At 57.7% G+C, this 14,428-nt stretch carries 11 protein-coding genes; 7 read left to right on the forward strand and 4 right to left on the reverse strand.

The window, feature by feature from the left end:
- The first annotated feature begins 30 nt into the window (after window positions 1-30).
- The 7 genes from cyoA (at window position 31) to G5171_RS04180 (ending at window position 6,878) form a co-directional block, all read left to right on the forward strand.
- Window positions 31-1,074, forward strand: coding sequence for a cytochrome o ubiquinol oxidase subunit II (gene cyoA / locus G5171_RS04150; RefSeq protein WP_216978417.1), 1,044 nt, complete (start codon window positions 31-33; stop codon window positions 1,072-1,074).
- 3 nt (window positions 1,075-1,077) lie between these two features.
- The gene (cyoB, locus tag G5171_RS04155) at window positions 1,078-3,054 is read left to right on the forward strand and encodes a cytochrome o ubiquinol oxidase subunit I (RefSeq protein WP_216978418.1); all 1,977 of its coding nucleotides are present in this window, start codon (window positions 1,078-1,080) and stop codon (window positions 3,052-3,054) included.
- A 4-nt stretch (window positions 3,055-3,058) separates the two neighbouring features.
- Entirely contained in the window at window positions 3,059-3,673 is a 615-nt protein-coding gene (locus G5171_RS04160) for a cytochrome o ubiquinol oxidase subunit III (protein WP_421259871.1), read from the forward strand.
- Complete coding sequence (locus G5171_RS04165; protein WP_216978420.1) at window positions 3,674-4,003, forward strand: cytochrome o ubiquinol oxidase subunit IV; 330 nt, start codon at window positions 3,674-3,676, stop codon at window positions 4,001-4,003.
- A gap of 11 nt (window positions 4,004-4,014) precedes the next feature.
- Complete coding sequence (gene cyoE, locus G5171_RS04170) at window positions 4,015-4,911, forward strand: heme o synthase (protein ID WP_216978421.1); 897 nt, start codon at window positions 4,015-4,017, stop codon at window positions 4,909-4,911.
- A 161-nt stretch (window positions 4,912-5,072) separates the two neighbouring features.
- Window positions 5,073-6,443, forward strand: coding sequence for an MFS transporter (locus G5171_RS04175; RefSeq protein WP_216978422.1), 1,371 nt, complete (start codon window positions 5,073-5,075; stop codon window positions 6,441-6,443).
- 60 nt (window positions 6,444-6,503) lie between these two features.
- Window positions 6,504-6,878 carry a DUF805 domain-containing protein gene (locus tag G5171_RS04180; protein WP_421250403.1) on the forward strand — a complete coding sequence of 125 codons (375 nt, stop codon included), beginning with the start codon at window positions 6,504-6,506 and terminating at the stop codon, window positions 6,876-6,878.
- A gap of 82 nt (window positions 6,879-6,960) precedes the next feature.
- Here the strand turns inward: G5171_RS04180 and G5171_RS04185 are convergent, their stop codons facing one another.
- The 4 genes from G5171_RS04185 to G5171_RS04200 form a co-directional block, all read right to left on the reverse strand.
- Complete coding sequence (locus G5171_RS04185; RefSeq protein WP_421259872.1) at window positions 6,961-8,064, reverse strand: ElyC/SanA/YdcF family protein; 1,104 nt, start codon at window positions 8,062-8,064, stop codon at window positions 6,961-6,963.
- 320 nt (window positions 8,065-8,384) lie between these two features.
- Window positions 8,385-9,137: a DNA/RNA non-specific endonuclease gene (locus G5171_RS04190; protein WP_421211825.1), complete on the reverse strand. Its 753-nt coding sequence runs from the start codon at window positions 9,135-9,137 to the stop codon at window positions 8,385-8,387.
- A 235-nt stretch (window positions 9,138-9,372) separates the two neighbouring features.
- The gene (locus G5171_RS04195) at window positions 9,373-11,265 is read right to left on the reverse strand and encodes a PTS fructose transporter subunit EIIC (protein WP_421259873.1); all 1,893 of its coding nucleotides are present in this window, start codon (window positions 11,263-11,265) and stop codon (window positions 9,373-9,375) included.
- Window positions 11,266-11,707: 442 nt separating this feature from the next.
- On the reverse strand, window positions 11,708-14,146 hold the full coding sequence (locus G5171_RS04200) for a GH92 family glycosyl hydrolase (protein ID WP_421259874.1): 2,439 nt from the start codon (window positions 14,144-14,146) through the stop codon (window positions 11,708-11,710).
- Window positions 14,147-14,428 lie beyond the last annotated feature (282 nt).

Genomic DNA, 14,428 nt, shown 5'->3' on the forward strand with positions numbered 1-14,428 from the left:
AACTTTAGCCTGCGACCATAAGGACACTGCATGAGACCTTTTGAATTAAAGAGGGGCTTGGGTGCTTTGCTGTTGCTCGCATCGGCCAGCTTGCTGACCGGCTGCGACATGGCCTTGATGAACCCCAAAGGGCAGATTGGTCTGGAGCAGAAATCACTGATATTAACCGCCTTGGGGCTGATGTTAATTGTGGTGATCCCTGTAATTATTATGGCTGTGGTCTTTGCCCGCAAATACAGGGCATCAAATACCAACGCTAAATATACTCCGGATTGGTCTCACTCCAATAAAATTGAAGCGGTTGTGTGGACCGTGCCAATTATTATCATCGTCATCCTGGCAACCATTACCTGGAAAACGTCCCACGAACTGGATCCTTACAAACCGTTGGATTCTACGGTGAAGCCGATCCAGATTGATGTCATTTCCCTCGACTGGAAATGGCTGTTTGTCTACCCAGAATTAGGGATTGCCTCGGTCAATGAATTAGCATTCCCGGTCAATACCCCCGTCAATTTCCGGGTGACTTCAGACACAGTCATGAACTCTTTCTTCATTCCCAAGCTGGGCGGGCAAATTTATGCCATGGCAGGTATGCAGACCAAGTTGCATCTCATTGCCAATGAAGCAGGCGCGTATGACGGTATCTCCAGCAGTTATAGCGGAGCCGGTTTCTCGGGCATGAAGTTCAAGGCGATTGCCACGCAGGATCAGGCCGGTTTTGATGCCTGGGTTGCCAAAGTCAGGGCCTCTCCCAAGATGCTGACCACCATGGATGAGTTCAATGCGCTGGCCAAGAAGAGCGAAAACCACCCGGTGGAGTATTTCTCAAGTGCCGATCCGGCCCTTTTCGTCAAGCTGATCAACAAGTTTATGGGTGACATGGGGCATGGCGAGCACAAGGGGATGACCCATAAAGCCCCCTCAGAGCATGGCGCCGCCATGAATCACGATGACATGGCACATATGCAGATGGACCATGCCGCTATGGCGCATGACGGGCAGAAGGAGCATGCCGGACATATGAACGCGCCGTTGGATAACAAGGCTGTGCAAGCAGGATCCGAGGAATAACCGATGTTTGGAAAATTAACACTCGATGCCATTCCGTTCCATGAACCCATCATCATGGTGACGGTAGCCGGTATCATTTTGGGGGGGCTGGCCGTTGCCGGCCTGATCACCTATTTCGGCAAGTGGCAATATCTGTGGAAAGAGTGGCTTACCTCGGTCGACCACAAGCGTCTTGGGGTCATGTATCTGATCCTGGGTATGGTCATGATGCTGCGCGGCTTCGCCGATGCGGTGATGATGCGTACCCAGCAGGTGATGGCTTCGGCTGGTGGTGACGGCATTTTACCGCCGCATCACTACGACCAGATCTTCACCGCCCACGGGGTCATCATGATCTTCTTCGTGGCCATGCCACTGGTGATCGGTCTGATGAATATCGTCGTGCCGCTCCAGATCGGTGCCCGTGATGTGGCTTTTCCCTTCCTCAACAACATCAGCTTCTGGTTCACCGCCGCCGCCGTGGTGCTGATCAACGTCTCCCTCGGGGTAGGTGAATTCGCCCAGACCGGCTGGCTGGCCTATCCGCCCCTCTCCGGGCTGGAGTACAGCCCGGGGGTCGGGGTTGATTACTGGATCTGGAGTCTGCAGATCTCGGGTCTTGGTACCTTGCTGACTGGCGTCAACTTCTTCGCCACCATCATCAAGATGCGCGCTCCTGGCATGACCATGATGCGTCTGCCGGTGTTCACCTGGACGGCTTTGTGCTCCAACGTACTGATCATCGCCTCCTTCCCGATCCTGACCGTTACCATCGCCCTGCTCACCGCAGACCGCTATCTGGGTACCCATTTCTTTACCAATGACATGGGTGGCAACATGATGATGTACATCAACCTGATCTGGGCCTGGGGCCACCCCGAGGTTTATATCCTGGTGTTGCCGGTATTCGGGATCTTCTCCGAAGTGGTGGCCACCTTCAGCAAGAAGAAGCTGTTCGGCTACACCTCGCTGGTATGGGCGACCATTGCCATTACCGTGCTCTCCTTCATTGTCTGGTTGCACCACTTCTTCACCATGGGCTCGGGCGCAAACGTGAATGCCTTCTTCGGCATCACCACCATGATCATCTCCATCCCGACCGGGGTGAAGATCTTCAACTGGTTGTTCACCATGTACCGTGGTCGCATCGAGTTCACCTCACCCATGCTGTGGACCGTCGGTTTCATCATCACCTTCACCATAGGTGGCATGACAGGGGTACTGCTCTCGGTGCCGGCGGCCAACTTCGTGTTGCACAACAGCCTGTTCCTCATCGCTCACTTCCACAACGTCATCATTGGTGCCGTGGTATTTGGCTGCTTTGCAGGAATCACCTACTGGTTCCCCAAGGCGTTCGGCTTCACCCTGAATGAAACCTGGGGCAAGCGTGCTTTCTGGTGCTGGATTATCGGCTTCTTTGTTGCCTTCATGCCGCTTTACGTACTGGGCTTCATGGGGATGACCCGCCGCATCAGTCAACAGCTGGATCCGGCCTTCCACCCCTGGCTGGTGGTAGCCGCCTGTGGTGCCGGCCTGATTGCCCTTGGTGTCTTGTGCCAGGTGATCCAGCTGGTGGTCAGCATCCGTGACCGCGAGCAGAACCGTGATGTGAGTGGTGACCCCTGGGGTGGCCGGACGCTGGAGTGGGCGACCTCTTCACCGCCGCCCTTCTACAACTTCGCCATCGAGCCGAAGATCACCGGTCTGGATGCCTTCTGGGAGGCCAAGCAAAACGGTTCAGCCTATCAGCAGCCCAAGCAGTATGCACCGATCCACATGCCCAAGAACACCGGGGCAGGGGTGATCATCGCGGGCTTCAGCGCCGTCTTTGGCTTTGCCATGATCTGGCATATCTGGTGGATGGCCATCCTTGCCTTTGCCGCCATGATTGGCAGCTGGATCATCCACAGCTTCAACGATGACGTGGACTACTACGTCCAGGTTGACGAGATCACGCGCATCGAAGATCAGCATTTTGCCAACATTAACAAGGGGGCGTGACGCTATGGCGACCGACGTTCTACATCACACTCACGAGAGTGCCCATGACCATGGGCACCATGATGCCGGTGCCAACAAGGTGTTTGGTTTCTGGATCTACCTGATGAGTGACTGCATTCTGTTTGCATGTCTGTTTGCAACCTATGCGGTTCTGGTCAACGGCACTGCCGGCGGTCCGAGCGGCAAGGATATCTTCGAACTGCCGTTCGTATTTGCCGAAACCATGCTGCTGCTGTTGAGCTCCATCACCTTCGGTTTTGCCATGTTGGCGATGAACAAGAACCGGGTGTCTACCGTCAATGGCTGGTTGCTGGTGACCTTTGTGCTGGGTGCCGGTTTTATCGCGATGGAGATCTACGAGTTCCATCACCTGATCGCAGAAGGTTACGGCCCGGATCGCAGTGCCTTCCTCTCAGCCTTCTTTACCCTGGTTGGTACTCACGGTATCCACGTGACCAGTGGCCTGCTCTGGATCATCGTGATGATGGTGCAGGTGGCCAAGAAGGGGTTGACCGATCGCAACCGCTCCCGCCTGATGTGCCTGAGCCTGTTCTGGCACTTCCTCGACGTGGTGTGGATCTGCGTCTTTACCGTGGTCTATCTGATGGGAGCAATGTAAATGAGTCATTCCGTTGATTCTCACGGCGCCAGCCACGGCAGCGCCAAGAGCTACCTGATCGGCTTCGTGCTGTCACTGATCCTGACTGCCGTACCGTTCTGGATGGTGATAGATGGCTCCGCCTCCCACACCACCGTGCTGGCCACCGTGGTTGGCATGGCGGTGGTGCAGATCTTCGTGCATCTGATCTACTTCCTGCATATGAATACCTCGTCTGAAGAGCGCTGGAACCTGGTGGCACTGGTCTTTACCGTGCTCATCATTGCTATCGTGGTCGTGGGTTCCCTGTGGATCATGTACAACCTCAACATCAACATGATGGTCCACTGAGCAGGCTGGCAATGATGAAGCAATACCTGCAAGTGACCAAGCCGGGCATCATCTTCGGCAACCTCATCTCGGTGATCGGGGGATTTCTGCTGGCTTCAAAAGGAAGTCTGGACCTGCCCCTGTTCATTCTGACCATGGTGGGTGTTTCGCTGGTGGTGGCCTCCGGTTGCGTGTTCAACAACTACATCGACCGGGACATCGACTGCATCATGGAGCGCACCAAGAACCGTGCTCTGGTGAAGGGGCTGATCGCCCCCGGCGTATCGCTCTGGTACGCCACCGCGCTTGGCATGGCGGGCATTGCACTGCTCTATTGGGCGGCCAATCCGTTGGCCGCTCTGCTGGCGGTGCTGGGCTTCATTGTCTATGTGGGGGTCTACAGCCTCTACATGAAGCGTCACTCGGTCTACGGCACCCTGGTGGGCAGCCTCTCCGGCGCCGCGCCGCCGGTCATCGGCTACTGTGCGGTGAGCGGTCAGTTCGACTCGGGGGCCTTGATCCTGCTGGCGATCTTCAGCCTGTGGCAGATGCCGCACTCCTATGCGATCGCCATTTTCCGCTTCAAGGATTATCAGGCGGCCAACATTCCGGTGTTGCCGGTGGTGAAGGGAATTTCGGTGGCCAAGCACCACATTACCCTCTACATCCTGGCCTTTATGGTGCCGACCCTGATGCTGTTCCTCGGCGGTTACGCCGGCTACAAGTATCTGGTGGTGGCCACTGCGGTGAGTGTCTGGTGGCTGGGGATGGCGCTGTCGGGTTACAAACAGCTGGTTGATGATGCTCTCTGGGCGCGCAAGCTGTTTATGTTTTCCATCGTCACCATTACCTGTCTGAGTGTCATGATGTCGGTAGACTTCCAGCCAGAGGCCGAGCCTGTGGCGCTGGTGAGCATGTTGCTCCGATAGTGTGCGTTGCTTCCGATTGCACGAGATCCAGAGCCGGGAACCTTCCCGGCTCTGTTATTATGGGGCCGCCCATCGGGTACTTTTCCCCTGTGTAGGGTGTGGCATGGTGCGTGTCGGCCACCCCTTGACTCTTCCTTGTTCCCTGAACTATCGAGGCCATCATGAATGATTTCACCATGACGAGGGGCGAGCGCCGTGCCACCTGGGCGCTCGGCTCCGTCTTCTCTCTGCGCATGCTTGGCATGTTTATGGTTCTGCCGGTGTTGACTACCTATGGCATGTCGCTGGCCGGTGCCTCCGAGGCGCTGATTGGCTTGGCCATCGGCATCTACGGCATGACCCAGGCTTTGTTCCAGATCCCGTTCGGTTTGCTTTCCGACAAGGTGGGCCGCAAGCCACTCATCATCGGCGGTCTGCTGGTGTTTGCTCTTGGCAGTGTGATCGCTGCGCTGACTCACTCTATCTGGGGCGTGATCCTCGGCCGCGCCCTGCAGGGGAGCGGCGCTATCTCGGCGGCCGTGATGGCGCTCTTGTCGGATCTCACCCGCGAACAGAACCGCACCAAGGCGATGGCTTTTATCGGGGTGAGCTTTGGTATCACCTTCGCCATTGCCATGGTGACTGGCCCCCTGATTACTCATGCGCTGGGACTCTCCGGCCTGTTCTGGCTCATCGCCCTGCTGGCGCTGGGGGGCATCGCCGTCACCCTCTGGCTGGTGCCGACACCGACAACTCATCTGCTCAATCGAGAGTCCGGCATGGTCAGGGGCGGGATGCGCACTGTGCTGACCAATCCGCGCCTGCTCAAACTCAATCTCGGCATTTTGTGCGTGCATACCCTGTTGATGTCGAGCTTCGTGGCGTTGCCGCCGCTGCTGGAGCAAGCGGGTCTGCCTCGGGACAGCCAGTGGCAGGCTTATCTGGTCACCATGCTGATCGCCTTCGTCAGCGTTGTGCCCTTCATCATCTATGCCGAGACGCGCAGAAAGATGAAGTTGGTGTTCCAGATCTGCGTGCTGGTGATGCTCAGCGCCGAAGTGGTGCTGTGGCAGGCTGGCCTGCAGTTGTGGGGCCTGCTCGCCGGCCTGCAGCTCTTCTTCATCGGCTTCAACGTGATGGAGGCGTTGCTGCCATCCCTGATCAGCAAGGAGTCGCCACCGGGTTACAAGGGGACGGCCATGGGGATCTACTCCACCAGCCAGTTTATCGGAGTGGCTATCGGTGGCAGCCTGGGGGGCCTGCTCTACAGTCTGGGTGGTGGCGCCCTGGTGTTTGGCGGCTGCTCTGCGCTGGCCCTTGTCTGGCTCGGGGTCAGCCTCACCATGCAGGAGCCCCCCTATGTGAGCAGTCTGCGCATCCTGTTACCGGAAGGGGTGGAGGCGAGCCCTGCACTGGAGCAGAAACTCCGTGCCTGCGATGGGGTGAACGATGTACTGCTGGCACGGAAGGAACGTTCGCTCTATGTGAAGGTGGACAGCAAACGGGTCAGTCGCCAGGATCTGGAGCAGCTGGTGATCGACGCCGGACACTGATCGCGCTAAGCTCGGTTCGGATCTGCAACTACTTGTTTTTGAAAACAGTCTGGAGGCGCAATGAACTGGTATCTCTCGGTCCTCAAGCAATATGCGGTATTCAGCGGACGGGCCCGTCGCACCGAATACTGGATGTTTGTGCTGTGCAACGTCATCGTCATGCTGTTGCTCGGCATGGTGGACAAGCTGATTGGCGGCGACAAGGAGCTGATAAGCTCCATCTATTCGCTGGCTGTGCTGCTGCCCTCGCTGGCGGTGGCGGCCCGTCGCCTGCACGACACCGATCACAGCGCTTGGTGGCTGTTGCTCGGACTCATCCCCGTTATCGGCACCCTGGTGCTTATCTACTTTATGGTTTGCAATGGCCAGCAGGGGCCAAACCGCTTCGGTGACGATCCCAAAGCGCCCCCCTCGCAGGGCTTTATCGTCAGCTAACGGGCGAGGCTTGGCTAATAATCGGTCAATAAAAAGAGAGGGAGGCATCACGCCTCCCTCTCTTTTTCGTGTTGATGGCGGATCAACGCTCGATTAGCGGGGCGGATCGGTAGCTCCACATGCCGTAGGTGCGCAGGGCGTCGCGGTAGATGCCGAGCAGCTCGCTCTCGCTCGGGGTGGCCAGCTCCTCGAGGGGCTTGTCGGGGTAGCTGACGCTCGCCACCTTGATGTTGGCCGGACCAATCTGGTCGCAGGCGATTTCCAGCACCGTCTGACCGCGGCGCACATGGCTGGCAGAGCTCACCAGCACCGCATAGTCAATCTGGTGGCGGGCGAGGGCATAGGCGCTGTAGAGGGCGTTATCCACCGTGCTGGTGGCGTAGTTCTCTTCAATCAGGCGGCTGCGGTCGATGCCATGGTTGGCCAGCCAGTCGGCCATCAGCTTGCCCTCGGTCTGGCGGTTCTGGGGCACGCCGCCGGTCAGGATGAGCAGCGCTTCCGGGTCGGCTTTGGCCAGCTCAAGGGTGGTTTGCAGGCGGCCCAGCAGGATCTTGTCCATGCTGCCGTCGGGATTGAGGGCGTAGCCCAGGGTGACGATGGCGCGTTTGCCCTCCCTGCTGGCCTTGAGCTGATCCTCGGTTAGTTCGGTCTGCAGCGGGGCGGCGCTGATCCGCTGCACCCGGGCGATGATCTCCTCCAGATCGGCGGCGCGGCCACTGTTGCGATCCGCCACTTTCGCCAGATAGCTGCGGGAGGCCTCCTTGTTGCCCTTCACCAACTGCCAGATGGCGAGATAGCTGTTGGTGTCGAGATCATCGGGGGCGACGGCCTGCGCCTGCTCCAGCAAGGTGATGGCGCGGCTCAGGTTGCCGTTGTAGATCTGGGCGTTGGCAGCCGAGATGAGCAGGTCGGTGCGGTAGGGTTCAAGCTGGTAGGCGGCCAGCAGCCGCTCGGTCACCAGCTCCATATTGCTCGGCATCTTGGCGGTAAAACCGGCGTGGGAGATCTTGGCAGGCGACTTGTAGATCTGCAGCGCTTCGCCGAGCAGCATGTCCACCGCCTGGCGTTTGCTGACCAGGGTATTGAGGTCGTGCTCCATCTGCATCGAGCTCTCGGCCGCTTGCAGGGCGAGGGGCGAGAGCGCCAGCAGGCCGCCGAGGGTGAGGGCAAGAAGGGTCTGTTTCATCAAAAGGTCCTCTGTCGGGCTGAATCACGCCGTGGGCTCCGGTTTCGGGCCGATACAACGAGGCAAATGTGCGTCAATTCAGTCTGTTAGTGCTAAAGAGAGGGCAATATAGCAGCTAACGGTGCGGCAAACTGTGAGTCGGGGCGGGTCGTCGGGGGATGCCACACCTGTGGCCGCAAAAATGGCCGCAAAGGGTCAGCTGCCATCTGAAAAGGGCAGGGGGGGCGTGACTCCCCCTGCTGGGAGGGGCGCGGGCCCCTCCCTCTATCGCGATTCAAGAGAGATGGAGTGTCAATCTATCTGCTGATAAGTATTCGCGGTCAGTTCCACATCTGGGAGACGCGGGCTTCCAGGGTCTCTTGCTGCTCTTCGGGCATATCGCTGAAGAAGTTGAGCCGGGTTTGCTCCTCCACCTCACGTACCGAGACCCGGTAGTCGGCGATCTGGCTGATGGGCACCTCTTCCTGCGGCATGATAAAGGCGATGGCCTGCAGTCTGGCCGGGTCCATCACGATCTTGTAGTAGGCGCTCGGGATCGCCACACCCTGACCGATGGACTCTTCAGAGCCGGTAAAGATGGGGCCGGTGATCACCTGCACATCCTTGCGGGAGACCGCCCACTTGTTCACCTTGTCCTCCAGCACGCGCCACGCCTTCTGGTTGAGCACCCCGATCTGCGGTGTCATGTTGCTCAGCAGGAAGCTCTCTTTCATGGTGTTTTTGTTCGATTTCATGTCCCCCGCCGGGGCCTGATGGCCACGGTCGTAGCCCGAGCCCTTGTAGTCGGAGAGGGTGGCGCGGTAGGCGACCGGGATCTCCCTGTCCTCGGCGAAGGCATCCTTGCGGGGCACTGTGCCCTGTGCGCTCTGGGCGGTCATTCGGTAGGAGACCCAGTCCGCCACCTTGTAGTCGTAGTTGTAGCCGACGGCATACCCTTCACGGCAGAGCTTCTGATCCGATTCGGAGGGGAGGCCAAAGCGCACGTGCTGGCCGCATTCCCAGTGGGCGGCCAGCAAGGGGGTGGCAGTGAGGGTGAGGGTAACAGCCAGAACCAATTTATTGATTTTTATCATTTTTGTGATGCTCCAGTTTAGTAGGCGGAGCCATTTGACATGAGATCTGACCAGCGCTTCAATTGCTGTTTTTTTACACGTCACCGTTCTGTGACGGCTCGCCAAGATCCGTGATGTGACTGGTTAATATGTTTTAAATCAGTGGCTTGGTCGGTGGGATGATGTGCGATTGCTCGGCAGGCAACGAAAAGGGGCCCGTGAAGGGCCCCTTGTGATAGGTGGAGTCTGACGGCTATCAGGCGGCGTTTGCCTTGTTGCCCAGCGTGCGGGCCAGCAGACCTTCCGGATTGTGAATCGCCTCCTTGGTCTTCACATCGATGACTTCGATATCGGTGAAGCGTTCACGGTATTTGATGGCCACATCGTGGGCGAAGATGACGTAGCGGGCGTTGGCGACATCCTTGGCGGTGATGCGGTTGATGATGCCGTTGGCGCCCTGGGTCTCGACCTTGATCTTGATCCCCTGCTTGGCGGCGGCTTTCTGCAGGCTCTTGGCGGCCAGGAAGGTGTGGGCCACGCCAGACGGGCAGGCAGTGATGGCCAGTACGTCCGCTTCTCCTTCCGCTTCAATGACTTCGAAGCTGGTTTGGGTGGTGGTTACATCATCTTCTTCGCTCACCGGCTTCTTCAGCAGGTTGACGATGATGGCGGTGGTCAGGGCGCCGAGGATGGTACCCAGGATGTAGCCCATCTTGCCTTCAACAACCGGCAGGACAATCCAGCCACCCCAGGGGGCGTGGTTGATGCTGTGCATCATGAAGCCGGTGATGTTGCCGACGATGCCGCCTGCGACGATGGCCGGGATAACACGCATGGGGTCAGCGGCAGCAAACGGGATAGCACCTTCACTGATACCGATCATGCCCATGATGGCGGCCGCTTTACCGGATTCACGCTCCTCTTTCTTGTAACGCTTCGGAGACATCAGGGTAGCCAGTGCCATACCCAGCGGCGGTACACAGATGGCGATGCCGACGCCGCCCATCAGCCAGGGCTGGGTGTTGACCTGAGTCTGGGCAAACAGGGTAGCAACCTTGTTGACCGGGCCGCCCATATCGAAGGCGGTCATACCACCGAGAATGGCACCCAGCATCACTTTACCGGAGCCCGCCATGCTGGAGAGCCAGTGGTTCATCCCTTCCATCATTGCGGCGATCGGGGCACCGATGCCCCACATCACGATGCCACACACCAGGAAGGTACCGATCAGCGGATAGATGAAGATGGAACCAAGGGAGGTCATGGAGTCAGGCAGCTTGATCCGTTTGAGCTGATTGACCACGAAACCGGCGATAAAGCCCACCAGAATGGCGCCAAGGAAACCGGTTTGATAGTGCTGAACGGCAATCCAGGAGCCGATCATGCCCGGAGCCAGGCCCGGCTTGTCAGCCAGCGAGTAGGCGATGTAGCCACCCAGTACGGCGGTAAACAGGGTCAGACCGGCGATACCCATGGTGGCCATGTCTTTGAGGAAGCCCGCTTCCGGCACGGCGCCCTTGCCGCTCATCATCACCGACAGGGAGAGCAGCACACCACCGGCCACGATGAAGGGGATCATGTGGGAAGTACCAAACAGCAGGTGCTGCTTCATGGTGTTGAGGCGATCCTTGAAGGTGCGCTCTTCGGGCTCAGCCGGTGCAGTGGCAGCCGGTTTGGCGGCAGGCGCCGGTTTTTCCGCTTTCGGGCCTTGCTTGAGCAGAGTCAGGGCTTGCTCGACAGTGGTGGCCGCCTTCATCTGCTCGATAAAACCCGGCTCCAGCAGACGGGTAGAGAGCTCCGCCAGCACTTCGATGTGGTGATTGGCACCACCATCCGGGGAGGCGATCATGAAGATCAGTTGAGTTGGCTTGCCATCTTCGGCGCCGTACTCGATACCCTGACGGCTGACACCGATGGCAATGGCCGGACGGCTGACCGCCTTGCTCTTGGCGTGGGGCAGGGCGACACCCTGCTCGAAGCCGGTGCAGTCCAGCTGCTCGCGAGCCCAGACATCTTTGACGAACTGTTGTTGATCAGACACGGCGCCATCGCGCGCCAGCATCTGGGCCATCTCGTCGAACAGGGCCTCCTTACTGGTGGCTTTCAACTCCAGGCAGATGAGTCTGCCGTTGGTCATGGTGGGTAACATCTCACTCTCCTTCCCTGTAAGGGCTAAGTCATGCGTTGCGAATTGGGCTCATTATTGCCCTCACGGGTAAGGTTGGACAGGCGATGAATGTAGCAATAACTGGATTTTTGTTGCATGGTTTTGCTGGTGTGATCCAGCTCGCAAAGTGTTGAGCTTCAACTCAATAGTTGTTTTTGTTTAATTCATGGCGGGATGTGACAGCGGTCAAGGTATGACAGAAAAACCCTTGTAATGGGATTTACCGCCATTTTTTGCGGTTTATTGCCCGATTTAAGGCTGATTTGAGAAAAACGGGTTAATGGCTGAACCAGGGCTTCCCACTGGAAAATAAAATGGCCCAGCGCTGATTGGATTTTATCAATCCATCTGGCGTGGGCCGTCGGGTATCACAAAGTGACATTTTCGGGTTGCGTGCTGGATGTCACCTCAATGCTATCGTTAGTTACTTTTGTGGCGGGGTATCGCCCATCACGAAGTGGAGGTTGCCCCCCGGTACAAACTCCTTGTGCTCGAAGAAGAGACCATCTTTGAGCGGTTTGCCATTGATGGTGGCCGACTGGACATAGCGGTTCTTGGCGCTGTTGTTATCGGCGATGATGGTGAAGGTTCCCCCCTTGACCGGGATGGTCGCTTTGGCAAATAGCGGGCGGCCAATAGTGTAAACGGGGTCTGCCGCATTCACCTGATAGAAGCCAAGTGCTGACATCACATACCAGGCAGACATGGAGCCCACATCCTCGTTGCCTATGATGCCTGCCGGGGTGTTCGAGTACATGGTGTCGAGGATGTAGTCGACCGTATCCTGAGTTTTCCACGGCTCCGATGTCCAGTTGTAGAGGTAGGGAATATGGTGGGAGGGTTCATTGCCGAAGGCCACCTGACCCATCATCCCGGTCATGTCAGCGGTCTCCGACCCCTGACTCTCGGCGGTGAAGGTGGCGTCCAGATTCTGCTTGAATGCCTCTTCTCCGCCCATCGCGGTTTTCAGCCCCTTGATGTCATGGGGCACAAACCAGGTCCACTGCCAGGCGTTGCCCTCGGTATAGTTGCCGGTCTCATGCTCGGTGCCATAGGGATCAAATGGCGTCATGAAGGAGCCATCGATCATCACCGGACGCATGAAACCGGTCACCCCGTACTGGGCGTATTCGGCCGCATTGTGATCGAAGTAGCGCTGGTAGCCGTTCGAGCGGGCCAGATAGCGCGCCTCTGCGGCCTTGTTGCCGGCCGCCTTGGCGATCCGGGCGATGGCCCAGTCATAGAAGGCGTTTTCCAGACCGTAGGAGACTGACTCGAGGGTGTAGTCAGCGAAGACGGGCTGACCGTCGATCCGCTGCACTGCCGGGGCGAAGCCGTTCTTCTCGATGTAATCGATGTGGTTGGTCAGGGTCTTGTCCAGCACCGCCTTGTCCCACTCGGTCGCCAGCATGGGGTAGTTGGTATAGGTGGAGGAGTCGATGGCGGCCGTGAGCGCCAGATTTTTCTCCTGCGCGGTGAAGGCATCGGGGTATTTGGTGATTGCATCGGCAATCACCACTACTGCCGGATAGCCCACCATGGTGCCTGTCTCATCTCCCAGATGCTCCCACTTGGGTAGCAGGCCGCTCTCCAGATACTTCTGGATCAGGTTTTTGGCATATTGCACGGCGCGGGTAGGTTCGGTGATGGTTTTGAGCGGGTGCAGCGCTCGCTGGGTGTCCCACAGTGAGTAGACCGAGAAGTTGGGCTGATCTTCGCTTGCCTGGCCATAGTTGATGGAGTAGCTGCCTTCCCCCTTGGCCTGCGCCCCTTTGCCCATGCCGCGGTAGTTGCCATCTACATCCTGATGGACGATGGGGGCGATCTTGGTGTGGTAGAGGGCGGTGTAGAAGATCTCGTGTTGCTCCTTGCTGCCCCCCTCGATGGTGAAATTGAGGGCGTTGGCCCACTTCTCGCGGGCGTTGGCGCGGGCCTCGTCAAACGAAACATCCCCTTCGGCCTGGTAGTTGTTCCGTGCGCCGGTGGCATCGACCGCCGAGAGGGCTACTTTGGCGTTCAGTTGGGCGGAACCGCCCTCTTCAAATTCGACGTAAGCGGTGACATCCGCTTTGGATTTTGCCTTGTGCTCGGCGCTCAAGCCCTCTACCGGTACACCACCAGCGAGGATGTAGACCTCTTTGATCTTCTTGTCGAAGGTCGCGTGGAAGAAGATCTTCTGGTTTTTCGCCCAGCCGGAGAAGTGAGTCGCATCTCGCTCGCCGGTGATGGTGTAGCCATCTTCGCTGACGGTGAGTTTGTTGCGCAGCGAACTCGATCCCCAGTCGCTGTTGAGGATCGAGTTCAAATCGATCTTCAGCCGTTGGGGTTGCCCCTGCGGATAGGTGTAGCGGTGAAAGCCCACCCGCTCGGAGGCGGTCAGCTCGGCCTTGATGCCATTCTCGGCGATGCGCACCGCATAGTAGCCTGGCTCGGCCTGCTCGGATTTTTTGTCCATTTTGACCGAGATGGCTTTGCGGTAATCATCGCTTTGCTCGATGTATTTGGATTTATCTTCGGTAAAGGGCAGGAACAGAATATCCCCCAGCCCCCCCATGCCGGTGCCTGAGAGGTGGGTGTGGGAAAATCCGAACAGGGTATCTTTGTCAAAGTGATAGCCGGAGGAGGAGTGCCAGCCGATCAACTCGGTATCCGGCGAGAGTTGCACCATGCCCTCCGGTACCACAGGGCCGGGAAAGGTGTGACCGTTAAAGCCAGTGCCAACGAATGGGTTCACATATTGCAACACATTGGTTGGCGTTGGCTTTTGATCGTCGTTATTGTCGCTGCTGTTATCTGAATCGCAGCCGGATAACATGGCTACCGTGCTGGTCAGGGCAATGGCCAGAATATTTTTCTTGAACATATTGAGCGGCTCCATCGGGTAAAGGGTGAGCAGTCATGATCTATTTTTATGAGACCGGAGCGATCCCTGAGCAATATTGATGCTCGATGGCATTGATCCCAGCGAGCACTATTATTCCCATGCCATCTGTTTCATCGACAGAGTAAAAAAGTGTCATTCACTAGACTTTTGTGACAAGGCTGTCTGTTTGTGATCCGCGTATCATGTGATGCAGCACGTCATATTTTTTGAGTGTTCTTGTGAATCGACCCAAAAGAGGCCCAAAGGAAGCTTTGGGCCTGA

The sequence above is a fragment of the Aeromonas sp. 600774 genome, assembly GCF_049175075.1.
Taxonomy (GTDB): Bacteria; Pseudomonadota; Gammaproteobacteria; order Enterobacterales; family Aeromonadaceae; genus Aeromonas; species Aeromonas veronii_A.

What these genes read in the sequence shown, in the direction of transcription:
- G5171_RS04195 (WP_421259873.1), bottom strand. Translation starts at nt 11,265, where the DNA reads ATGTTACCCACCATGACCAACGGCAGACTCATCTGCCTGGAGTTGAAA.
- G5171_RS04175 (WP_216978422.1), top strand. Translation starts at nt 5,073, where the DNA reads ATGAATGATTTCACCATGACGAGGGGCGAGCGCCGTGCCACCTGGGCG.
- G5171_RS04160 (WP_421259871.1), top strand. Translation starts at nt 3,059, where the DNA reads ATGGCGACCGACGTTCTACATCACACTCACGAGAGTGCCCATGACCAT.
- cyoA (WP_216978417.1), top strand. Translation starts at nt 31, where the DNA reads ATGAGACCTTTTGAATTAAAGAGGGGCTTGGGTGCTTTGCTGTTGCTC.
- G5171_RS04165 (WP_216978420.1), top strand. Translation starts at nt 3,674, where the DNA reads ATGAGTCATTCCGTTGATTCTCACGGCGCCAGCCACGGCAGCGCCAAG.
- G5171_RS04200 (WP_421259874.1), bottom strand. Translation starts at nt 14,146, where the DNA reads ATGTTCAAGAAAAATATTCTGGCCATTGCCCTGACCAGCACGGTAGCC.
- cyoB (WP_216978418.1), top strand. Translation starts at nt 1,078, where the DNA reads ATGTTTGGAAAATTAACACTCGATGCCATTCCGTTCCATGAACCCATC.
- G5171_RS04185 (WP_421259872.1), bottom strand. Translation starts at nt 8,064, where the DNA reads ATGAAACAGACCCTTCTTGCCCTCACCCTCGGCGGCCTGCTGGCGCTC.
- G5171_RS04190 (WP_421211825.1), bottom strand. Translation starts at nt 9,137, where the DNA reads ATGATAAAAATCAATAAATTGGTTCTGGCTGTTACCCTCACCCTCACT.
- cyoE (WP_216978421.1), top strand. Translation starts at nt 4,015, where the DNA reads ATGATGAAGCAATACCTGCAAGTGACCAAGCCGGGCATCATCTTCGGC.
- G5171_RS04180 (WP_421250403.1), top strand. Translation starts at nt 6,504, where the DNA reads ATGAACTGGTATCTCTCGGTCCTCAAGCAATATGCGGTATTCAGCGGA.